Source organism: Achromobacter sp. JCM 18799 (genome assembly GCF_055395645.1).
Genome location: NZ_AP043866.1, coordinates 4828217 through 4850410, shown reverse-complemented (window position 1 = coordinate 4850410; position 22194 = coordinate 4828217). Strand labels below are relative to the sequence as shown.

At 63.6% G+C, this 22194-nt stretch carries 26 protein-coding genes; 9 read left to right on the top strand and 17 right to left on the bottom strand.

Annotated elements, in window-relative coordinates; all coding sequences use genetic code 11:
* The first annotated feature begins 148 nt into the window (after positions 1–148).
* The 6 genes from ACZ5YA_RS22860 to ACZ5YA_RS22835 are packed head-to-tail and all read left to right on the top strand — an operon-like array spanning position 149 to position 5848.
* Positions 149–1045 (top strand): alpha/beta fold hydrolase, encoded by an 897-nt coding sequence (locus ACZ5YA_RS22860; RefSeq protein ID WP_118933126.1) that lies wholly within the window; start codon positions 149–151, stop codon positions 1043–1045.
* 12 nt (positions 1046–1057) lie between these two features.
* Entirely contained in the window at positions 1058–2230 is a 1173-nt protein-coding gene (locus tag ACZ5YA_RS22855; RefSeq protein ID WP_118933127.1) for a substrate-binding domain-containing protein, read from the top strand.
* Between the two features lie 15 nt (positions 2231–2245).
* The gene (locus ACZ5YA_RS22850; protein ID WP_059379396.1) at positions 2246–3016 is read left to right on the top strand and encodes an ABC transporter ATP-binding protein; all 771 of its coding nucleotides are present in this window, start codon (positions 2246–2248) and stop codon (positions 3014–3016) included.
* Positions 3013–3762, top strand: coding sequence for an ABC transporter ATP-binding protein (locus ACZ5YA_RS22845; RefSeq protein ID WP_464091270.1), 750 nt, complete (start codon positions 3013–3015; stop codon positions 3760–3762). The genes ACZ5YA_RS22850 and ACZ5YA_RS22845 overlap by 4 nt, the downstream gene beginning before the upstream one ends.
* Entirely contained in the window at positions 3759–4769 is a 1011-nt protein-coding gene (locus tag ACZ5YA_RS22840; protein WP_059379394.1) for a branched-chain amino acid ABC transporter permease, read from the top strand. Before ACZ5YA_RS22845 ends, ACZ5YA_RS22840 begins: the two co-directional genes overlap by 4 nt.
* Before the next feature lie 11 nt (positions 4770–4780).
* Entirely contained in the window at positions 4781–5848 is a 1068-nt protein-coding gene (locus ACZ5YA_RS22835) for a branched-chain amino acid ABC transporter permease (RefSeq protein ID WP_464091269.1), read from the top strand.
* A gap of 12 nt (positions 5849–5860) precedes the next feature.
* On the opposite strand, the gene ACZ5YA_RS22830 is transcribed toward ACZ5YA_RS22835, so the two are convergent.
* From ACZ5YA_RS22830 to ACZ5YA_RS22750, 17 genes are all read right to left on the bottom strand, one after another.
* Positions 5861–6358, bottom strand: coding sequence for a hypothetical protein (locus tag ACZ5YA_RS22830; RefSeq protein WP_464091268.1), 498 nt, complete (start codon positions 6356–6358; stop codon positions 5861–5863).
* A 115-nt stretch (positions 6359–6473) separates the two neighbouring features.
* Entirely contained in the window at positions 6474–6755 is a 282-nt protein-coding gene (rpsQ, locus tag ACZ5YA_RS22825; RefSeq protein WP_006216549.1) for a 30S ribosomal protein S17, read from the bottom strand.
* A gap of 2 nt (positions 6756–6757) precedes the next feature.
* Positions 6758–6949, bottom strand: coding sequence for a 50S ribosomal protein L29 (gene rpmC / locus ACZ5YA_RS22820; protein ID WP_003806912.1), 192 nt, complete (start codon positions 6947–6949; stop codon positions 6758–6760).
* Positions 6950–6960: 11 nt separating this feature from the next.
* Positions 6961–7377: a 50S ribosomal protein L16 gene (rplP, locus tag ACZ5YA_RS22815; protein ID WP_006389610.1), complete on the bottom strand. Its 417-nt coding sequence runs from the start codon at positions 7375–7377 to the stop codon at positions 6961–6963.
* A 2-nt stretch (positions 7378–7379) separates the two neighbouring features.
* Entirely contained in the window at positions 7380–8174 is a 795-nt protein-coding gene (gene rpsC, locus ACZ5YA_RS22810; RefSeq protein ID WP_042795906.1) for a 30S ribosomal protein S3, read from the bottom strand.
* A 9-nt stretch (positions 8175–8183) separates the two neighbouring features.
* Positions 8184–8513, bottom strand: a complete 330-nt coding sequence (gene rplV, locus ACZ5YA_RS22805; RefSeq protein ID WP_043541551.1) for a 50S ribosomal protein L22 — start codon at positions 8511–8513, stop codon at positions 8184–8186.
* A gap of 3 nt (positions 8514–8516) precedes the next feature.
* The gene (rpsS, locus tag ACZ5YA_RS22800; protein WP_006216555.1) at positions 8517–8792 is read right to left on the bottom strand and encodes a 30S ribosomal protein S19; all 276 of its coding nucleotides are present in this window, start codon (positions 8790–8792) and stop codon (positions 8517–8519) included.
* Between the two features lie 12 nt (positions 8793–8804).
* A complete protein-coding gene (gene rplB, locus ACZ5YA_RS22795) occupies positions 8805–9632 on the bottom strand; it encodes a 50S ribosomal protein L2 (protein WP_025136344.1) in 828 nt (275 codons plus the stop codon).
* Positions 9633–9929: a 50S ribosomal protein L23 gene (rplW, locus tag ACZ5YA_RS22790; RefSeq protein ID WP_006216557.1), complete on the bottom strand. Its 297-nt coding sequence runs from the start codon at positions 9927–9929 to the stop codon at positions 9633–9635.
* Complete coding sequence (gene rplD / locus ACZ5YA_RS22785) at positions 9926–10546, bottom strand: 50S ribosomal protein L4 (protein ID WP_013397019.1); 621 nt, start codon at positions 10544–10546, stop codon at positions 9926–9928. Before rplD ends, rplW begins: the two co-directional genes overlap by 4 nt.
* 4 nt (positions 10547–10550) lie before the next feature.
* Positions 10551–11240 (bottom strand): 50S ribosomal protein L3, encoded by a 690-nt coding sequence (gene rplC, locus ACZ5YA_RS22780; protein WP_008168945.1) that lies wholly within the window; start codon positions 11238–11240, stop codon positions 10551–10553.
* A gap of 445 nt (positions 11241–11685) precedes the next feature.
* On the bottom strand, positions 11686–11997 hold the full coding sequence (gene rpsJ / locus ACZ5YA_RS22775) for a 30S ribosomal protein S10 (protein WP_003806903.1): 312 nt from the start codon (positions 11995–11997) through the stop codon (positions 11686–11688).
* A gap of 75 nt (positions 11998–12072) precedes the next feature.
* A complete protein-coding gene (gene tuf / locus ACZ5YA_RS22770; protein WP_119449751.1) occupies positions 12073–13263 on the bottom strand; it encodes an elongation factor Tu in 1191 nt (396 codons plus the stop codon).
* A 76-nt stretch (positions 13264–13339) separates the two neighbouring features.
* A complete protein-coding gene (gene fusA / locus ACZ5YA_RS22765; RefSeq protein ID WP_054459383.1) occupies positions 13340–15442 on the bottom strand; it encodes an elongation factor G in 2103 nt (700 codons plus the stop codon).
* 18 nt (positions 15443–15460) lie between these two features.
* The gene (rpsG, locus tag ACZ5YA_RS22760) at positions 15461–15931 is read right to left on the bottom strand and encodes a 30S ribosomal protein S7 (protein ID WP_006216561.1); all 471 of its coding nucleotides are present in this window, start codon (positions 15929–15931) and stop codon (positions 15461–15463) included.
* A 166-nt stretch (positions 15932–16097) separates the two neighbouring features.
* Positions 16098–16475, bottom strand: coding sequence for a 30S ribosomal protein S12 (rpsL, locus tag ACZ5YA_RS22755; RefSeq protein ID WP_005017264.1), 378 nt, complete (start codon positions 16473–16475; stop codon positions 16098–16100).
* 549 nt (positions 16476–17024) lie between these two features.
* The gene (locus ACZ5YA_RS22750; RefSeq protein ID WP_373429032.1) at positions 17025–17615 is read right to left on the bottom strand and encodes a response regulator transcription factor; all 591 of its coding nucleotides are present in this window, start codon (positions 17613–17615) and stop codon (positions 17025–17027) included.
* A 385-nt stretch (positions 17616–18000) separates the two neighbouring features.
* Here ACZ5YA_RS22750 and ACZ5YA_RS22745 point away from each other — a divergent pair, with 385 nt between their 5' ends.
* The 3 genes from ACZ5YA_RS22745 to ACZ5YA_RS22735 are packed head-to-tail and all read left to right on the top strand — an operon-like array spanning position 18001 to position 22192.
* Positions 18001–18717 (top strand): response regulator transcription factor, encoded by a 717-nt coding sequence (locus tag ACZ5YA_RS22745; protein ID WP_118934697.1) that lies wholly within the window; start codon positions 18001–18003, stop codon positions 18715–18717.
* 33 nt (positions 18718–18750) lie between these two features.
* Positions 18751–19860, top strand: coding sequence for a FecR family protein (locus ACZ5YA_RS22740; protein WP_059380279.1), 1110 nt, complete (start codon positions 18751–18753; stop codon positions 19858–19860).
* Between the two features lie 10 nt (positions 19861–19870).
* Positions 19871–22192 carry a CHASE2 domain-containing protein gene (locus ACZ5YA_RS22735; RefSeq protein ID WP_464091267.1) on the top strand — a complete coding sequence of 774 codons (2322 nt, stop codon included), beginning with the start codon at positions 19871–19873 and terminating at the stop codon, positions 22190–22192.
* The last annotated feature ends 2 nt before the right edge of the window (positions 22193–22194 follow it).

Sequence of the window (22194 nt, the reverse complement as noted above, 5' to 3'; positions counted from 1 at the left end):
CTGCGCCGCGGCCGGGCGCTCGTGATCCTGCGTCTACATATTCTTGACTCACCCTGCTGCGGGGCGTCTGGCGCCTTGAAGGCGCGCTTGGCGCAAGTCTATATTCAGCCCGATAAGCACACAACCTGGACAACCCGGGAGGAGACTCATGGCACCAGCGCCCGCACCAGCCGGCCGCCACGCGCCGGCTTCGCGCTATTTGCGCTGCGCAGGCCGCGAGCTGCATTACACCGAATGGGGCGCGGCGGACGCGCCCCCCATCATCATGTGGCATGGGCTGGCACGCACCGGCCGCGACTTCGACGATCTGGCGCAAGCGCTCGCCGGCGACTACCGCATCATCTGTCCGGACGCGATCGGCCGGGGCCTGTCGCAATGGAGCCCCGACCCGGTCGCCGAGTACCAGCTGGACTTCTATGCAACGCTGGCCCGCGCCCTGGCGGACGGGCTGTCGCTGGACCGCGTGCGCTGGGTGGGGACGTCCATGGGCGGCGCCACCGGCATGCATGCTGCCGCCACCACTTTGCGCGACCGGATCTCGCACCTGGTCGTCAACGACATCGGGCCCGAACTGCCGCAGGCCGCGATCGACCGCATCGTGGCCTATGTCGGCGCGCCGCCGGCCTTCGATACGGTCACGGAGCTGGAAGCCTGGCTGCGCGTCGCCTACAAGCCCTACGGCTGGCAAAGCGACGAACAATGGCGCCGGATGGCCGAAACATCCGTACGCCGGCTGCCGGACGGCCGGATCACACTGCACTATGACCCGGCCATCGTCGGCCAGTTCAACGACCATCCCGCCGACTACGACCGCTGGAGCGGCTACGACTCGCTGCGCATGCCGCTGCTGCTGCTGCGCGGCGCCGATTCGGACCTGCTGCTGCCCGAGGTCGCCGACGCCATGACCCGCCGCGGGCCGCGCGCGCAACGCATCGACTTCCCCGATTGCGGCCACGCCCCCGCCCTGAACGTCGCTCCCCAGATCGACGCCATCCGCCTATTCCTTGCCACGCCGGATCACACGGCGGCTGACCGCCCCCAATAACAGGAGACTCCCATGAAACGCGTCCTGCTCGCCGCGCTCGCCGGCCTCTGCATGAATTCCGCCATCGCGGCGAAAGACTTCGTCGTGGCCCACGTCTACGACAAGACCGGTCCGCTGGAGGCCTACGCCAAGCAAACTCAGAACGGCCTGATGCTGGGGCTGGAATATGCGACGCAAGGCACCATGACGGTCGCCGGGCGCAAGATCCGCGTGATCGAAAAGGACAACCAGGGCAAGCCCGACGTGGCGCGCGCCCAGCTGGCCTCGGCCTATGCGGACGACAACGCCGACATCGCCGTCGGCCCCACCTCGTCCGGCGTCGCGCTGGCCATGCTGCCCATCGCCGAGGAATACGAAAAGATCCTGCTGGTCGAGCCTGCCGTGGCGGATTCGATCACCGGCGACAAGTGGAACAAGTACATCTTCCGCACCGGCCGCAACTCGTCGCAGGACGCCATCGCCAATGCGGTCGCCTTCGACCAGGCCGGCACGTCGATCGCCATGCTGGCGCAGGACTATGCCTTCGGCCGCGACGGCGTAAAGGCGTTCAAGGGCGCCTTGAAGAACGCCAAGATCGTGCACGAGGAATACCTGCCGGCCAACGCCACCGACTTCACGGCTGGCGCGCAGCGCCTGTTCGATGCGCTCAAGGACAAGCCGGGCCGCAAGATCATCTTCATCCTGTGGGCGGGCGCGGGCAATCCGTTCAAGATCGCCGATCTGGATCCCAAGCGCTTCGGCATCGAGATCGCCACCGGCGGCAACACGCTGGCCGCGATGACGCCGCTGAAATCGCTGGCCGGCATGGAAGGCGCCACCTATTACTACTATGGCATTCCCAAGAATCCGATCAACGACTGGCTGGTGGCCGAACACCAGAAGCGTTACGGCCAGCCGCCGGACTTCTTCACCGCGGGCGGCATGGCCTCGGGCATCGCGATCGCCACCGCGCTGGCCAAGACCAACGGCAATTCCGATACCGACACGATGATCAAGGCCATGGAAGGCATGAGCTTCGAGACGCCCAAGGGCAAGATGACCTTCCGTCCCGAAGACCACCAGGCCATGCAGTCCATGTACCACTTCCGCATCAAGAATGATCCGTCGGTGCCGTGGGCCGTGCAGGACCTGGTCAAGGAAATCACGCCGGACCAGATGTCGGTGCCGATTCAGAACAAACGCTGAGCGCGCTGCCCATCCATGCTGGAAACCCAATCGCTCACGATCCGTTTCGGCGGACACGTGGCGGTCAATGAAGTCAGCTGCAGCTTTGCGCCTGGCACCTTGACCGCCATCGTCGGCCCGAACGGCGCGGGCAAGACCACCTACTTCAACCTGATCTCCGGCCAGCTGCGCGCCAGCGCCGGCACGGTGCGCCTGAACGGGCGCGACCTGACGCCGCTGGCCGCGCCCGCGCGCATGCATGCGGGGCTGGGCCGAGCCTTCCAGCTGACCCAGCTGTTTCCGCGCCTGAGCGTGCATGAGAACGTACGCCTGGCCCTGCAATCGCGCCAGCAAGGCATGGGCTGGCGCCAGATCCGGTTCTGGCGCACCTGGAGCGACGACCGCGGCCTGATCGAACGCGCCGACGCGCTGCTGGAACGCACCCGCCTGTCTGCGCGCCGTGACCAGTCTGCCGCCGACTTGCCGCACGGCGACCAGCGCAAGCTGGAGATCGCCATGCTGATCGCGCTGGAACCGCAGGTCTTCATGTTCGATGAACCCACGGCAGGCATGAGCGTGGACGACGTGCCCGTCGTGCTGGAACTGATCCGCGAACTCAAGAATGATCCGTCGAAGACGATCTTGCTCGTGGAGCACAAGATGGACGTGGTGCGGGAACTGGCGGACCGCATCGTGGTGCTGCACAACGGCCAGCTGATGGCCGACGGCGACCCGGCGACGGTGATCGCCTCGCCCATCGTGCAGCAGGCCTATCTGGGCGTGAGTCCAGTGGAGAAGGCGGCATGACGCAAGCGCTGCTGGAACTGAAGAACGTGCATACGCATATCGGCGCGTACCACATCCTGCACGGCGTGGATCTGGCCGTCGCGCCCGCGGCCGTGACCATGCTGCTGGGCCGCAACGGCGCCGGCAAGACCACCACGCTGCGCACCATCATGGGGTTGTGGCGGGCGTCGCAAGGCCAGGTGAGCTTTGACGGCGCGCCCGTCGGCGGCCCCGGCACGCGCACCTCGCCGCCCGACATGGCGCGCATGGGCATGGCTTACGTGCCGGAGAACATGGGCATCTTCGCCGACCTGTCCGTGAAGGAGAACATCCTGCTGGCGGCGCGCCAGGCCAGGAATGCCAACCAGTTGGATACGGCGCGGCTGGAATGGATCTTCGGTTTCTTTCCTGCATTGAAGAAGTTCTGGCTGCATCCCGCCGGCAAGTTGTCGGGCGGGCAGAAGCAGATGCTGGCCGTGGCGCGCGCCATCATCGAGCCGCGCCGGCTGCTGCTGGTGGATGAGCCGAGCAAAGGCCTGGCGCCCGCCATCATCCAGAACATGATCGACGCCTTCATCGAACTGAAGCAGGCGTCCACCACCATCCTGCTGGTCGAGCAGAACTTCAACTTCGCGCGCCTGGTCGGCGATCACGTCGCCGTGATGGACAACGGCCGCGTCGTCCACGCGGGCGGCATGGCCGAACTGGCCGCGGACGACGAACTACAGACGCGCCTCTTGGGCCTGTCGCTGGGAAGCCACCAATGAGCACGCTCGAACTCGATACCCCGCTGCCGCGCGTACGCGCGGACCTGCGTCCTGTCCTCCTGGTGCTGGCCCTGGCCGCGCTGGCCCTGCCCCTGGTCGGATCCTTCTCCACCTGGGTCACCCTGACCCTGGCGGGGCTGGCCATGGGCATGATCATCTTCATCGTGGCCTCGGGCATGACGCTGGTGTTCGGCCTGATGGACGTGCTGAACTTCGGCCACGGCCTCTTCATCGCCATCGGCGCATACATGGCCGCGACCGTGCTGGGCTCCATGGCCGACTGGACGCAGTCGGGCAGCCTGTGGATCAACCTGGGCGCGGTGCTGCCCGCCATGATCGTAGGCATGCTGGTCGCGGGCGCCGTGGGCCTGGCGTTCGAACGCGTCATCGTGCGCCCCGTCTACGGCCAGCATCTGAAGCAGATCCTCATCACCATGGGCGGCATGATCATCGGCGAAGAGATCATCAAGATGCTGTGGGGTCCGCAGACGATTTCCCTGCCGCTGCCCGAGGCGCTGCGCGGCGCGTTCCTGCTGGGCGATGCCGCCATCGAGAAGTTCCGCATCGTCGCCCTGCTGACCGGCCTGCTGGTGCTGGGCGGCATGCTGTGGTTGCTCAACCGCACCAAGCTGGGCCTTCTGATCCGCGCTGGCGTCGAGGACCGCGAGATGGTGGAAAGCCTGGGCTACCGCATCCGTCATCTGTTCGTCGGCGTGTTCGTGGCCGGCTCGATGCTGGCGGGACTGGGCGGTGTGCTGTGGGGCATGTACCAGCAATCCGTCGTGCCGCAGCTGGGCGCGCAGGTGAACGTGCTGATCTTCATCGTCATCATGATCGGCGGCCTGGGGTCGACCGTGGGCTGCCTGATCGGCGCCTTGCTGGTTGGGCTGATGGCCAACTACACCGGCTTCCTCTTGCCCAAGGCCGCCCTGTTCTCGAACATTGCGCTGATGGTCGCCATCCTGTTGTGGCGGCCGCAGGGCGTGTATCCGGTCACGAATCGCTAGGAACTGCCGACATGTCCGTACGCCTGCTTTCCGGCGACCCTCCGCGCAGCACGCTGCTGGCCATGGCGCTAATCGCCATCGTGGCCCTGCTGGCCGCCGCACCCTTTCTGTTTCCCGGCCCCAAATCGCTGGCGGTGGCCGCGAAGATCCTGGTGTTCGTGATCCTGGTCGCCAGCTATGACCTGCTGCTGGGATACACCGGCATCGTCAGCTTCGCGCACACCATGTTCTTCGGCATCGGCGCGTATGGCGTGGCGATCGCCAGCATCCGCATGGAACCGGGTTGGACCGCGGTGTTCGCGGGCCTGGGCGGCGGCCTGGTGGTTTCACTGGCCTTCGCCCTGCTGATCGGCCTGGCCAGCCTGCGCGTGCGCGCGATCTTCTACGCCATGATCACGCTGGCCGTCGCCGCGGCGTTCCAGACGCTGGTGTCGCAATTGTCCGATCTGACGGGTGGCGAGGATGGCCTGAACTTCAAGGTGCCGCAGATGCTGCGGCCGGCCTTCCGGCCTTTCTCGGAGCAGATCTTCGGCGTGACGGTGGACGGCCGCGTCATCACCTATTACCTGATCGCCGTGGTCTGCGTGGTGCTGTTCCTGCTGTTGCTGCGCATCGTCAATTCGCCGTTCGGCCGGGTGCTGCAGGCCATACGCGAGAACCCGTTCCGCGCCGAAGCCATCGGCTACCGTACGGTGCTGTATCGCAGCCTGTCCAATCTGCTGGCCGCAGCCTTCGCCACGCTGGCGGGCGCCATGTACGCGCTCTGGCTGCGCTACAACGGACCGGATACCTCGCTGTCGTTCGAGATCATGCTCAACATCCTGCTGATGCTGGTGATCGGCGGCATGGGCACCATGTACGGCGCCGTGGTGGGCGCCAGCCTCTTCGTGTTCGCGCAGAGCTATCTGCAGGACGGCCTGCACGTGATCCACGACGCGGTGTCGGGCGTGGCGCCGTTGGCGCTGCTGTTCGAGCCGGACCGCTGGCTGTTGTGGCTGGGGATCCTGTTCGTGGTGTCGGTGTACTACTTCCCCACGGGCATCGCGGGACGGTTGCGCGAGCTCGCGGCGCGCCGCTAAGGCGGGGTCCGATCAGCGGCCGCGCTGACTCAGCGTATCGGCCTCGCGCCGCAGGGCGTCGACACGGCGCTGCATGTCGTCCAGACTTCGGCGCGTGTCCAGGGTTCCCCGGTTCAGTTGCGAACCGGATGGCGCCGGCGCCAGGCTGGGCATGGTCATGTCGACGCCAGGCTTCAAAGGAATCATCGCCGGCGGATGCGGGTCGGCCGCCGGCTTCTCGCTGAGCAGCTTTTCCAGCACCCGCATCTGCTCCCTGCGTTGCGCGATGGCGCGTTCCTGGTCCAGCAACGCCTGCTCGTTTGCGTCCTCGGTCCCGAACATGGCCGCGTGATCGAGCGACTGGCCATCCAGGCGCACCCGGGCGTCGGGACCGGCATCGAGCAAGGCCCGCCCCAGGACAGCCGGGTCCTGCGACGGCGCCGGATCCGGCCGCGTCTGCGCCGCAGCCGGTAACGTCCAGGCGCAAGCCATCAACAAGCCAAGCCGGGCCGCGTTCATGAAACCGCGCATGGTGTCCTGATCCCTGAATTCAAAAGCCGAAAGTTCGGACGAAAAAAAACGGCAAGGGTTTGATCCCTTGCCGTCTTATATCAGAACGGCGCGCCGTTCCGATGTACTGCTTTACTTAGATGATACGTGCGGCTTCAACCAGACGCACCACGCGCCACGACTTCGAGCGCGAGATGGGACGGCCTTCAGCGATTTCAACCGTATCGCCTTCGTTGTACTGGTTCGATTCATCGTGCGCCTTGTACTTCGCGGAACGCATGATGATCTTGCCGAAGATGGGGTGCTTGACGCGGCGCTCAACGAGCACGACGACAGTCTTGTCCATCTTGTTGCTGACGACCTTGCCAACCAGCGTGCGCTGGCGCTTGGCCACTTGGGTGTTTTGAGTTTCGCTCATCTTTATTTCCCTGCCTTCTCGGTCAGCAAGGTACGAACGCGCGCGATGTCGCGACGCACGTTGCGCAGCTGGCTGGTGTTGGCCAGTTGCTGCGTGGCCTTCTGCATACGCAGACCGAATTGTGCCTTCAGCAGGCTTTCGAGCTCTTTGCCGAGCTCGGCGGCATCTTTCGAACGGAGTTCGCTAGCTTTCATGTTAGTACTCCTTAAGCACCGATATGACGCGCGACGAACGTGGTCGAAATCGGCAGCTTGGCAGCGGCCAGGCGGAAAGCTTCACGCGCGAGCTCTTCGCTAACCCCTTCCATTTCGTAGAGCACCTTGCCGGGCTGAATTTCAGCGACCCAGTACTCCGGGTTGCCCTTACCGTTACCCATACGGACTTCGGCAGGCTTCTGCGAGATGGGCTTATCCGGGAAAATGCGAATCCAGATGCGGCCGCCACGCTTGATGTGACGATTGATGGCACGACGAGCAGCTTCGATCTGGCGAGCGGTCAGACGGCCACGGCCGGTGGCCTTCAGACCGAATTCGCCGAACGACACGTGGGTACCACGGGTCGCCAGACCGGTGTTGCGGCCCTTCTGCTCTTTGCGATACTTTCTGCGAGAGGGTTGCAGCATGGTTATTCTCCTTCAGGCGCCGGAGCAGCGTCCGCCTTGCGGGGACCACCACGACCACGACCACCCGGACGACCGGTGCGAGCACCGTCCGGACGATCACCACGCGGAGCGCGGCGCGGACGACGTTCTTCTTCGCGCGGGGCAGCGGTTTCCGGCGGCAATTCGCCGTTGGCCAGCATGTCGCCCTTGTAGACCCAGACCTTGATGCCGATCACGCCATAGGTCGTGTGGGCTTCGGAGGTGCCGTAGTCGATGTTGGCCTTCAGGGTGTGCAGCGGCACACGGCCTTCGCGATACCACTCGGTGCGAGCAATTTCGATACCGTTCAGACGGCCCGAGCTCATGATCTTGATGCCTTGGGCACCCAGACGCATGGCGTTCTGCATCGCGCGCTTCATGGCGCGACGGAACATGATGCGCTTCTCGAGCTGTTGCGAGATCGAGTCGGCGATCAGTTGAGCATCGGTTTCCGGCTTGCGGATTTCTTCGATGTTGACGTGCACGGGCACGCCCATCAGACGCTGCAGATCAGCCTTCAGGCTTTCGATGTCTTCGCCGCGCTTGCCGATCACCACGCCCGGACGAGCCGAGTAGACGGTGATGCGGGCATTCTTGGCGGGACGCTCGATGATCACGCGACCGACGGAGGCGCTCTTGAGCTTCTTCTTCAGGTACTCGCGAACGCGAATGTCTTCGGCCAGCATCGAGCCGAAGGCCTTGTCGTCGGCGAACCAACGCGAGGACCAATTACGGGTGACCGCGAGACGGAACCCAGTGGGGTGAATTTTCTGACCCATCGTGACTCCTTAAGCTCCGACCTTGACCGTGATGTGGCAGGTCTGCTTCTCGATACGGTTGCCGCGGCCCTTGGCGCGAGCGGAGAAGCGCTTCATCGACTGAGCCTTGTCCACGAAGATCGTGGTGACTTTCAGTTCGTCGATGTCGGCGCCGTCATTGTGCTCGGCGTTGGCGATGGCGGATTCGACAGCCTTCTTCAGGATGGCGGCCGCCTTCTTCGGCGAGAAGGTGAGGATGTTCAGCGCTTGCGAGACGGACTTGCCGCGGATCAGGTCCGCAACCAGTCGGGTCTTTTGAGCGGAGATGTGAACCCCACGGATAATGGCAGTAGTTTCCATCGCTTACCTCTTCGCCTTCTTGTCCGCGGCGTGACCCTTGAACGTACGGGTCAGCGCGAACTCGCCCAGCTTGTGACCGACCATGTTCTCGTTGATGTAAACGGGAACGTGCTGCTTGCCGTTGTGCACAGCGATCGTCAGACCGATGAACTCGGGCAGGATCGTGGAGCGACGCGACCAGGTCTTGATCGGCTTCTTGTCTTTGCCCGCGACGGCCGTGTCCACCTTTTTGATCAGGTGAGCATCGACAAACGGGCCTTTCTTGATCGAACGTGACATAGTGTTCGCCTCTTACTTGCGCTTGCGCCGTTGGACGATCATATTGTTCGTCCGCTTGTTGCGACGGGTCTTGAAACCCTTCGCCGGAGTGCCCCACGGGCTGACCGGTTCGCGTGCTTCGCCGGTACGGCCTTCGCCGCCACCGTGCGGGTGATCCACCGGGTTCATGGCAACGCCACGAACCGTCGGGCGGACACCGCGCCAACGCATTGCACCGGCCTTGCCGATTTGGCGCAGGCTGTGTTCTTCGTTACCGACTTCACCGATGGTGGCGCGGCATTCGATGTGCACACGGCGGACTTCACCCGAGCGCAGACGCACTTGAGCGTAGATGCCTTCGCGAGCCAGCAGGACGGCGGAAGCGCCGGCCGAACGGACCATCTGAGCACCCTTGCCAGGCAGCATTTCGACGCAGTGAATCGTCGTACCCACCGGGATGTTGCGGATCGGCAGCGTGTTGCCAGCGCGGATCGGGGCTTCGACGCCCGACAGCAGCGTGGCGCCAACTTCCAGACCGCGCGGAGCGATGATGTAACGACGTTCGCCGTCGGCGTAGCACAGCAGAGCGATGTGCGCCGTACGGTTGGGGTCATATTCCAGACGCTCGACCTTTGCCGGGATGCCATCCTTGTCGCGACGGAAGTCGACGACGCGGTAGTGCTGCTTGTGGCCACCGCCACGATGACGGATCGTGATGTGACCGTTGTTGTTACGGCCAGAACCACGGGTCTTCTTTTCCAGCAGCGGCGCGTAGGGCTCACCCTTGTGCAGGTTCGGGCTGACAACCTTCACCATGCCACGGCGGCCAGCCGAAGTCGGCTTAACTTTTACGAGGGCCATTTACTTCACCTCCGCAAAGTCGATTTCCTGGCCGTCCTTGAGCGACACGTAAGCCTTGCGCTCATTGCGACGACGGCCAACGAATCGGCCAAAGCGCTTGACTTTGCCCTTACGGTTGAGGACCTGCACGGACTCGACCTGCACCTTGAAGAGCAGTTCGACGGCAGCCTTGATTTCCGGCTTGGTAGCGTCAGCCACGACACGGAAAGCGACTTGCTGATTCTTCTCGGCAACGAAGGTGGCCTTTTCGGTCACGATCGGGGCCAGAATGACTTGCATCAAGCGTTCAGCGTTCATCCCAGCATCTCCTCGAGTTGAGCGATGGCCGGCTTGGTGATCAGCACTTTCTTGTAGTGGACCAGCGACAACGGATCGGCATAACGGGGCTCGACAACAGCAACGTGCGGCAGGTTGCGGGTGGCGAGGTAAACATTTTCATCAACGCTGTCGGTGATGATCAGGACCGAGTCCAGGCCCAGGCTCTTCAGCTTGGCAGCTGCGTCCTTGGTCTTGGGCGATGCCAGATCAAACGATTCGACGACGGCGATGCGGTCTTCGCGAGCGAGCTGCGACAGGATCGAACGGATCCCGGCGCGGTACATCTTCTTGTTGACCTTCTGGCTGAAGTTCTCTTCGGGCGAGTTCGGGAAAATCCGACCACCGCCACGCCACAGCGGCGACGAAGTCATACCAGCGCGTGCGCGGCCGGTACCCTTCTGGCGCCAGGGCTTCTTGGTCGAGTGCTTGACTTCAGTGCGATCCTTCTGAGCGCGGTTACCCGAACGGGCGTTGGCTTGGAAAGCCACCACGATCTGATGAATCAGCGCTTCGTTGAAGTCACGGCCGAAGATGGTGTCGGGTGCGCTGAACGTAGCAGCGGCCTGACCTTGGTCGTTCAGGAGCTTGAGATCCATTTACTTACGCTCCCTTCTTGGCCGGGGCCTTGATGGCCGGGCGCACGACGATGTCGGCGCCAGCGTGGCCGGGGACAGCGCCCTTGACCAGCAGCAGGCCGCGCTCAACGTCAACGCGAACGACGTCGAGGTTTTGAACGGTGCGGGTGACATCACCCAGGTGACCGGCCATGCGCTTACCCGGGAAAATACGGCCCGGATCTTGAGCTTGACCAATCGAGCCCGGGACGCGGTGCGAACGGGAGTTACCGTGCGACGCGCGTTGCGAACCGAAGTTGTGACGCTTGATGGTACCGGCGAAGCCTTTACCAATGGTGGTGCCCGTGACGTCGACCTGTTGGCCGGCTTCGAACACCGATTCCACGGCGATCACGGAACCGGCCGCAAATTCAGCGGCGCGAGCGGGATCAAGGCGGAATTCTTTGAGGATGCTACCGGCTTCAGCGCCGGCTTTGGCGTAGTGGCCCGTTTGCGGCTGAGCCACACGCGAGGCACGACGAGTGCCATAAGCCACCTGGATCGCGGCGTAGCCGTCGGTTTCCAGCGACTTAACTTGGGTCACGCGGTTGTTCGACACGTCCAGCACGGTCACCGGGATGGATTCACCTTCCTCGGTAAAAATGCGGGTCATGCCGACCTTGCGACCCACCAGCCCCAGCCGGTGAGCGGCGGGCGTGGGTGTCGAATTCGACATCGTTTTCTCCATTCCCGACTGCGATTGGTCGGGGCTAATCAGGCAAAAGGTAACGGCCTTTGCCCTACGACTATGTTCAACCTGGTACGAATTCCGGCGGGGGCCGCCTTTCTTTTTCCCATAGTTGCTCTTGCCACAAAATGGCAAGCTTCGCATATTAGCACGTTTTTTCCAGTGGACACAAGCACTTAGCGCGCTTCGGCGCCACCGTAGAGGGTAAATCCACCACAGCTTGTGTAGCTTGGTGATATTGGCGGCACTGGCCGGGGCTGAATGCGGTAGTGAGCGCCTGCTAACTAAATCTGGAAAAGGGTTTGACTACCCTGCCCGCTCAGGGGGCAGGTGTCGCGCCAGAAGCGCGACCAAAACAAAATGGCCGCACTCCCAAGGAATGCGGCCATCTTTCTTTCGTGCCTGCCGGCGAAGGTAGCAGGCCCGAAGCGCTTTACTGCAGCGCGATTTCGACGTCGACGCCGGCCGGCAGGTCCAGACGCATCAGGGCGTCAACGGTCTTGTCGGTGGGATCAACGATGTCCATCAGACGCTGGTGCGTACGGATTTCGAACTGGTCGCGCGAGGTCTTGTTGACGTGCGGCGAACGCAGAACGTCGTAGCGACGGATACGCGTGGGCAGCGGCACCGGACCGCGGACAACAGCGCCGGTACGCTTGGCGGTATCGACGATTTCAGCGGCCGATTGATCGATCAGCTTGTAATCGAAGGCTTTCAAGCGGATACGGATCTTCTGGTTTTTCATGGCGTTTCCTAAAGAACGAGAGGCGAAGGCGACGAGGCCGCCCTCGCTGGTTGTGTGCTGCTTAAGTGATCCGAATTACTTCAGGATCTTGGCGACGACGCCGGCGCCGACGGTACGACCGCCTTCACGGATGGCGAAACGCAGACCTTCTTCCATGGCGATCGGAGCCAACAGCTTGACCGTCATGGCCACGTTGTCGCCCGGCAGAACCATTTCCTTGTCGGCCGGCAGTTCGATCGTGCCCGTCACGTCCGTCGTGCGGAAGTAGAACTGGGGACGATAGCCTTGGAAGAACGGGGTGTGACGGCCGCCTTCTTCCTTGGACAGGATGTACACCTCGGACGTGAAGTCCGTGTGCGGGGTGATCGAGCCCGGCTTGGCCAGAACTTGGCCGCGCTGGACGTCTTCACGCTTGGTGCCGCGCAGCAGGATGCCCACGTTGTCGCCGGCTTGACCTTGGTCCAGCAGCTTGCGGAACATTTCCACGCCCGTGCAGGTCGTCTTGACCGTCGGAACGATACCGACGATTTCGAGTTCTTCGCCGACCTTGATCACGCCGCGTTCGATACGGCCGGTCACCACGGTGCCGCGACCCGAGATCGAGAACACGTCTTCAACCGGCATCAGGAACGTGCCGTCCACGGCGCGCTCGGGCGTCGGGATGTACGAGTCCAGCGCAGCGGCCAGAGCCATGATGGCCTGTTCGCCCAGTTCGCCCTTGTCGCCTTCCAGCGCCAGCTTGGCCGAACCCTTCACGATCGGGGTGTCGTCGCCCGGGAAGTCGTACTTCGACAGCAGTTCGCGAACTTCCATTTCCACCAGCTCGAGCAGCTCGGCGTCGTCAACCATGTCGGCCTTGTTCAGGAAGACGATGATGTACGGCACGCCAACCTGGCGCGACAGCAGGATGTGTTCGCGGGTTTGCGGCATCGGGCCGTCAGCGGCCGACACGACCAGGATCGCGCCGTCCATTTGCGCGGCGCCCGTGATCATGTTCTTCACATAGTCAGCGTGGCCCGGGCAGTCAACGTGCGCGTAGTGACGCGCTTCCGTTTCGTACTCGACGTGAGCCGTGTTGATCGTGATGCCGCGAGCCTTTTCTTCAGGAGTCGCGTCGATCTGGTCGTAGCCCTTGGCTTCGCCGCCGAACTTGTTCGACAGAACGGTCGTGATGGCCGCCGTCAGGGTGGTCTTGCCGTGGTCAACGTGGCCGATGGTGCCGACGTTCACGTGCGGCTTGGTGCGTTCAAACTTGCCTTTTGCCATGATCTCTATCCTTTGACTTTCAAGGAAATTTCGATATTTGCCGCGCCGCCTTTTGGGCGGACGCGGCGAGGGTTATTTACTTGGCCCGAGCGGCGATGACTTCGTCAGCGACGTTCTTGGGAGCTTCGGAGTAATGCTTGAATTCCATCGTGTACGTGGCACGACCTTGCGTCAGCGAACGCAGGTTCGTGGCGTAACCGAACATCTCGGCCAGCGGAACTTCGGCCTTGATGGTCTTGCCGCCGCCAACCATGTCGTCCATGCCCTGAACCATGCCGCGACGCGAGGACAGATCGCCCATCACGGTGCCAGCGTAGTCTTCAGGCGTTTCGACTTCAACGGCCATCATCGGTTCCAGCAGCACGGGGCTGGCCTTGCGCAGACCTTCCTTGAATGCCATGGAGCCGGCCATCTTGAACGCGTTTTCGTTCGAGTCCACGTCGTGGTACGAACCGAAGAACAGCGTGACCTTGACGTCGACGATCGGGTAGCCAGCCAACACGCCCGAAGGCAGCGTTTCCTGGATGCCCTTGTCCACCGCGGGGATGTACTCGCGAGGAACCACGCCGCCCTTGATGGCGTCCACGAATTCGTAGCCACCGCCAGGAGCCAACGGCTCGACCTTCAGAACCACGTGACCGTACTGGCCGCGACCGCCCGACTGCTTGACGAACTTGCCTTCAACTTCGTCGCAGGTCTTGCGGATGGTTTCGCGGTAAGCCACTTGCGGCTTGCCGACGTTCGCTTCCACGCCGAATTCGCGCTTCATGCGGTCAACCAGAATTTCCAGGTGCAGTTCGCCCATGCCGGAAATGATGGTCTGGCCGGATTCTTCGTCGCTGCGCACGCGGAACGACGGATCTTCCTGCGCCAGGCGCGACAGCGCCAGGCCCATCTTTTCCTGGTCAGCCTTGGACTTGGGTTCCACGGCCTGCGAAATCACGGGCTCGGGGAACTCCATGCGCTCCAGCGTCACGTGCGAATCGACATCGCACAGCGTTTCGCCGGTGGTCACGTCCTTCAGGCCCACGACGGCGGCGATGTCGCCAGCCAGAACTTCCTTGATTTCCTCGCGGTTGTTCGCGTGCATCTGCAGAATGCGGCCGATACGCTCCTTCTTGCCCTTGATCGGGTTGAACACGGTGTCGCCCGACTTCAGGACGCCCGAGTACACGCGGACAAAGGTCAATTGGCCGACGAACGGGTCGGTCATCAGCTTGAACGCCAGCGACGAGAACTTCTCGCCGTCGTCGGCTTGACGCAGGACTTCGTTGCCGTTGTCATCGGTGCCTTCGACCGGCGGAATATCCACAGGCGACGGCAGGTAGTCGATGACGGCGTCGAGCATGCGCTGCACGCCCTTGTTCTTGAAGGCGGTGCCGCACAGCATCGGCTGGATTTCGCCGGCGATGGTGCGCTGACGGATGGCCAGGTTGATCTCGGCTTCTTCCAGCGAACCGGTCTCGAGGTACTTGTTCATCAGTTCCTCGGACGACTCGGCGGCAGCTTCGACCAGCTTTTCGCGCCATTCTTCAGCCGCGCCTTGCAGTTCGGCCGGAATGTCTTCGTAGTCGAACTTGATGCCTTGGCTGGCTTCGTCCCAGATGATCGCCTTCATCTTGACCAGGTCGATCACGCCCTTGAACGTGTCTTCGGCGCCGATGGGGATCACGACGGGGACGGGGTTCGCGCGCAGGCGGTTCTTCAGCTGGTCATAGACCTTGAAGAAGTTGGCGCCGGTGCGGTCCATCTTGTTGACGAAGGCCAGACGCGGCACGCCGTACTTGTTGGCTTGGCGCCACACGGTTTCGGACTGGGGCTGAACACCGCCCACCGCGCAGTAGACCATGCAAGCACCGTCCAGGACGCGCATGGAACGTTCCACCTCAATGGTGAAGTCCACGTGTCCCGGGGTGTCGATGATGTTGATGCGGTGTTCGGGATAGTTCTTGGCCATGCCACGCCAAAACGCCGTCGTAGCAGCCGACGTAATGGTGATGCCACGCTCTTGCTCTTGTTCCATCCAGTCCATGGTGGCTGCGCCATCATGCACTTCGCCAATCTTGTGATTGACGCCGGTGTAGAACAGGATACGTTCGGTCGTGGTGGTTTTCCCTGCATCGATGTGCGCAGAGATACCAATGTTGCGATAGCGCTCGATCGGGGTTTTGCGGGCCATGGTGGGTTAGTCCTTAAATTACCAGCGGAAATGGCTGAAGGCCTTGTTGGCCTCTGCCATCTTGTGCGTGTCTTCGCGCTTCTTCATCGCGGCGCCACGACCTTCGGAGGCGTCGATCAGTTCGCCAGCAAGACGCAGATCCATCGACTTCTCGCCACGCTTCTTGGCGGCTTCACGGAGCCAACGCATAGCCAGGGCCAGGCGGCGCACGGGGCGCACTTCAACCGGCACTTGGTAGTTGGCACCGCCAACGCGGCGGCTCTTCACTTCGACGATCGGCTTGATGTTGTTGATCGCCAGGCTGAAAACTTCGATCGGCTCCTTGCCGGTCTTGGTTTGCACTTGCTCGAGGGCACCGTAGACGATGCGCTCGGCGACGGCCTTCTTGCCGTCCAGCATGACGACGTTCATGAACTTGGCGAGTTCGACGCTGCCGAACTTGGGATCGGGCAGAATCTCGCGCTTGGGTACTTCGCGACGACGGGGCATTGTTGCTTCCTTGTGTCTGTTCAGTTGAACCGTGTTTCATTACACGGCCATGGCCGTCCATGGAGACGACCCCTTACGTGCCGCGCACATTCCCATCATCTGGATGGCGCGGTCGCACTTCCCTAGTGACGGACTTCCGCCACGCGGGGGTACTGCTGACTCGTTATTAAGCCTTCTTCGGGCGCTTGGCGCCGTACTTCGAGCGGGCTTGCTTACGATCCTTGACGCCTTGCAGGTCGAGGGAACCGCGCACGATGTGATAACGCACACCGGGCAAGTCCTTCACACGACCGCCACGCACCAGAACCACCGAGTGCTCTTGCAGGTTGTGGCCTTCACCGCCGATGTACGAAATGACTTCGTAACCGTTGGTCAGACGCACTTTGGCAACCTTACGCAGAGCGGAGTTCGGCTTCTTGGGGGTGGTGGTGTACACGCGAGTGCACACGCCGCGGCGTTGCGGGCAGTTTTCGAGCGCGGGGCTCTTGCTTTTGATGATGCTGACTTCGCGCGGCTTGCGCACGAGTTGGCTAATGGTAGGCATGACCTTTGAAATCCCTTTTACGTACCACTGGGTAAGTACTTACGTACTCGTCTCCTCAAGCAGTGAACTTTCGGAGAAGGCAGTTCGCGCAAAACCGCCTCAAACGTTCGTATACGTAAAAGAGCGGGCTTGCCAACAAACTATGACAAAACGCACAAAGCTGGATGCCGTGGAGCGACGACGCCGGAAAGACCCGATGCCGCGAAGCCGTGTGGTTTGGAAGACGAAAGGCTCGTGACGCACCCCGTTCCCAGACACCGTACTTCTGAGCCCTACCGCGGCCAGTTTTTGCGCGCGAAATAAAGCAGTAAGCCCTTTAGCATAACTGAGATAAAGGCTTGCTGTCAAAGAAAATTGTAAGTCAGGCGACGTGGCATATTGCCGGCAGAAGAACGCCAGTTCGGCGGCGCTCGCGGAAATTAGGGCCACATACACCAAAAAGCGGAACCGAAAACCGGGGCCACTGAGCGCGGCCGACTGCGGGAAAACGATAGCAGACTTTCCGGCGGCGGCCGGCGCCTGGCGCGGCGGCCAGTGTACCCGCCCGCGCTACTGGTCGGCGAACAGGTAGCCGCTGCCGTAGACCGTGCGTATCGGCAACATCACTCCGGCCAGCTCGGCCTTGCGGCGCAAGCGGCTGACGATCACGTCGATGCTGCGCGAACCGCTGGCGCGCACCGAGCCGCCCTCGACCTGCAGCTCGTCACCCAGCTCGGTGCGGCCCACGGCCTTGCCCGCGACTTCCAGCAACGAGCGCACGATCAGGCGTTCATTGGCGGACAGGGAGATGGTCGCCCCCGAGGGCGCCGCCAGAGTCCAGCCCTGGTCGCGCAGTTCCCACTGTCCGTTCTGGGCGGCCTCGCCCACGGACGCCGCTTCCTGCCCCGCGGGCAGGCGACGGGCCAGGGACAACAGGATGCAGGCCAGTTCGCGCGGATCCTGCGGATCTGGCAGACAGGCGTCCGCGCCGCTTTGCAGGCAGCGCAGGCGGCTATCCACCGACATGCCGCGCCCCGTGACCACGATGCCCATCGACGACGAGCCGTGCAGACGCGCCACCAGGGCGTAGCCGATTTCGCCCAAGGTCCCGACATCCAGGACCACGACGTCATAGCCGCCGCCGTTGAGCAATCCAAACAATTCGAGAGACGTCGAGCAACCGCGTGCAGAAATACCAGCTTGCAACAATGCGGACACGGCAATGCCGCGAGCGGCCTCGTCCGGTGACATCATAAGTATGCGCAATTGATTCATATCTGTTCCATCCGACCAACAACCTCGACCGGCTCCGCCCTCGCCATACTGAGGGAGGGGGAGAACGATTGAGACAGTGTGGCGCGTTGTTACGCAACAACTCCAGTCAAGATTCGTCAACTTTGCAATGTTTGACAGTTCTTGCCATAACGTAGCCAGCCGGGGCCTCTCCCGAGTTATCATTCGTTTACACCTATATATTCCTTTCTCATCTTGCAGTAGGGCGCCATAGCGCGCGCTTGCGTAGCAAACCTTCGCGAGAACACGTCTGATGAAAATCGCGTCGCTGGAAGACGACCTGGATCAAGCACGCCGCATCCAGCAAGTTCTGACCACTGCCGGATACGACTGCACCAGTTATCAGCAAAGCCGCGATCTGCTGGCCGCGCTGCGCACTGAGCATTTCGACCTGGTGCTGCTGGACTGGCATCTGCCCGACATCGACGGTGATGATGTGGTGCGGTGGCTGCGTGCCAATATCGGTCCGCGCATCCCAGTCATCTTCCTGACCAATCGGTCCAGCGAGGACGATCTGGTGGAAGGCCTGCGCGCCGGCGCGGACGACTACATCGTCAAACCGTTGCGCCCCCTGGAGCTGCTGGCGCGGGTGGCGGCCTTGCTGCGCCGCAGCCAGATCGCCGAACCTGCGGACGATGCCTTCGACGTGGCGCGTTATCGCATCGAGCCCGCCGCCCGCAGCATCACACTGGATTCCGCGGTTGTGCCGCTCGCCCCCAAGGAATTCGAACTGGCGCTGCTGTTTTTCCGCAATGTCGGCCGCCTCATGTCCCGCGACGTGCTGGCCGAATGCGTATGGAACCGGGAAATTCCGGCCACCTCGCGCACCCTGGACACCCATTTGTCGAACATCCGGCAAAAGCTCCAGCTGCGTCCGGAAAATGGCGTGCGCCTCACGTCTTCCTATGCGCTGGGCTACCGGCTCGAGCTGATCAGCTCGCCGGAAGACATCGCAGTCAATCCGCAGTAAGCGCCTGCGCGCATCCCTGGAGAAACGAGAGTCATGAGCCGCTGCCGCGCGCTTTCTTTGCTTGGCCTGATTTCCTGCCTCACGCTGATGGCGCCGGCGCACAGCCAGCCCGCCGGCGCGCTGGGGGATGATTTCATCTACCGCATCCGCCAAGGCGATACGCTGATCGACCTGGCGACCCGCTATACGCACAAGCCGGCCAACTGGAACCAGTTGCAGACCCTGAACAAGGTCGTCACGCCCGAAGCCCTGCCCATCGGGCTGGAGTTGCGCATTCCCCTGTCCATGATTCCCGTGCGGCCCGCCGATGCCCGTGTAGTGCACGTCAGCGGCCAGGCGAACGTTGACGGCAAGGCCCTGCGGGCTGGCGACACCGTGGCCGAAGGCAGTACGGTCGGCACCGCCGCCAACGGCTTCGTGACGCTGGAGCTGGCCGATGGTTCCAAGCTGACGCTGCCGGCTGGCGGTTCGGTCGAGCTGACGCGCCTGCGCCAGTTCGAAGGCACCGCGCTGACGGATTCCGTCGTCCAGGTGCAAAAGGGCGGCGTGGAATCGTCCGTGGCACCTGCGGGACAAGGCGTGGGCCGTTTCGAAATCCGCACGCCGGTCGCAGTCACCGGCGTACGCGGCACGCGCTTCCGCGTGCAAAGCGGCGCACAAGGCGTGCACAGCGAAGTGCTGGAAGGCAGCGTGCGGCTGCAGCCCCACGCCCCCGGATCGGCTCCGGCCAAGCCCGTGGCGGTGGCCACGGGCTACGGCGCGGCGGTCGGCTCGGACGGCGTGGTCTCGGGCATGCGTGCGCTGCTGGATGCGCCGCAGCTGGGCACGCCCACGCGGGCGGGCGGCGGCGCCTGGACCGCCGACGTCTCGCCCGTGTCCGGCGCACAGAGCTATCTGGTGCGCGTTTCGCGCGATGCCGAAGGCGCGTTGCCGGTATCGTCGACGAGCTTCCCCAGCAACGACATCCGCTTTACGGCGCCCGGTCCCGGCACCTACTACGTGTCGGTGCGCGCAGTGGATGACCTGGGCCTGAACGGGCGCGACGCGATCGCCACCTTCGAGGGCGCGAACATGCTCCTGACCTCCGACGGCTCTGGCGTGGCCAGCGGCACGGGCGGCCTGATCACGCTGACCGATTACTAGAGCCCGCCCCATGGCCGATGCCGATCCGCAGGACCGGACCTCGCGCTCAGGGCTGTGGCTGACTGTGGCTTTGGCGGCGCTTGCCGCCCTCCTGGGCGCTTTCAACGGCCTGGGCCGTTTCGACCAGATTCTTTATGACCGCGCCTTGTCGATGACCGGACGCGGTGCCGATCCCGATATCCTGATCGTCGCGATAGACGATGACAGCGTCAAGGCGCTGGGCCACTGGCCCTGGCGGCGCGCGGTCCACGCGGCGCTGCTGGACCGGCTCCAGGGCGCTCGCGCCGTCGCGCTGGACCTGATCTTCGCCGAGCCGGACATGGCCAATCCGAACGACGACCGCATTCTGGCCGACAGCATCCGGCGCCACGGCCGTACCGTCCTGCCGGTCGTGCTGGACCGGCTCGACCGCCCTGCCGCCGTCAACGAACCCATCCCCGGCGTGTCGCAGGCCGCCGCCGCGAAAGGCTTCATCAACGCGCGCATCGATCCCGATGGCGTGGTGCGCGAAGCCACCCTGACCGCGCGGCTTGGAGACCGCCGCTGGAACCATCTGGCCTTGGCGATGCTCGACGTCGGCGGCGAACCGGATTCCGCGCAAAAGCTGTTGCAACGTGCCGCGCCTGACGGCAGCATCCTGATTCCCTACGCCGGCCCCACCGCGCATACGCGGACCGTGTCCTACCTGTCCGTGTTGCGCGGCGATCTGTCGCCGGAGGAACTGCGCGACAAGTACGTGCTGGTCGGCGCCTGGGCCACCGGCCTGGGCGACGCCTACCCGACACCGGTTTCGCATGACGTCAGCGGCATGTCGGGGGTGGAGATCATCGCCAACCTGCTGCACGCCGCGCGCGACGACATCGCCTATAGGCTGCCGCCCGCCTGGTGCAACGCGCTGTTTGCGGCGCTGCCCGTGCTGCTGGCCTGCCTGGCCCTGTGGCGGCTGTCGCCCAAGCGGGCCCTGCTGGTCAGCCTGGCGCTGTTCGCCCTCATCCTGCTGACCGCGCTGCTGCTGCTGGCCTACGCCTATGTGTGGTTCGCGCCCGCTGCGGCGCTGCTGGGCGTGACGCTGTGCTATCCGCTCTGGAGCTGGCGCAGCCAGGAGGCCGCGCTGCGCTACATGGACAACGAACTGCGCCGCCTGCAGCGCGAGTACCCGCCGGTGCTGAACGAGGCCGGCGCCCAGGGCGCGGGACCCAGCGTGTCGCTGGAGAGCCGCGTCGGGGAGCTGCGCCGGGCGCTGGCCCGCGTGCGCAACCTGCGCCGCTTCCTCGCTGACGGCCTGGACGGCATGCCGGACGCCACGCTGGTTTTCGATCAGGACGGCCGCATGCAATTCCGCAACCAGGCTGCTGTCATGTATTTCCAGCGGCTGGGCATGCGCCCTCCCCGCGTCGGCCGTCCGGCCGCGCACCTGCTCGAGAAGACCATCTCCGATCCCGCCACCCGCCAACGCGTCGCCGAAGCGCTCAGCGGCCAAGGCCCGGTCGCCGCGTCATCGCCCTGGAGCGCCGACCTGGAAATACGCGACCACGCGGGGCGCGACCTGATCCTGAAATGCGCACCCATCCATACCGCCGAAGGCAACTTCGCCGGCACCGTCACCACGCTGACGGACATCTCGCGCATCCGCCAGGCGGAACGCCAACGCGAGGAAACCCTGCGCTTCATCTCGCACGACATGCGCGCGCCCCAAAGCTCGATCCTCGCGCTGGTCGAAATGAAACAGGAAAGCGGTTCGACCGAAGGCCAGGGTGAAACCCTGGGCCGCATCGCCGCGCTGGCCAACCGCACGCTGCGCCTGGTCGACGATTTCGTGCACCTCACGCGCGCCGAGTCGATGACGATCAGCGCGGTGGAGCTGGATCTGGGTAGCCTGCTGCAGGACGCCGTGGACGAATTCTGGGCCTCGGCACAGAAACGCGGCATCGAACTCACCCTCGCGCTACCGCTGCCCGGCGCCTACGTCCGCGGCGATCAGACCCTGCTCATGCGCACGCTGTGCAATCTGATCGACAACGCCATCAAATACAGCCCGGCGGACACGCGGATCGAATGCGGCATCGACGAGGAACCTGGCTTCTGGCGCGTCAACATCCGCGATCAGGGACAGGGTATCGCAGCGCAGGACCTGGCCCGCTTGTTCGAGCCCTTCTCGCGTGTGGGTGTGGAAACCCGCGGCGATGTCGGCGGCGCGGGCCTGGGCCTGGCATTCGTGCGCACGGTGGCCGAACGCCACGGCGGATCGGTCGAGGTCAGCAGCGAGCTGGGCGTGGGTTCGGTCTTCACGCTGCGCCTGCCGATGGCGCCGGAGGAAATGCCCGCGGCGTAGCC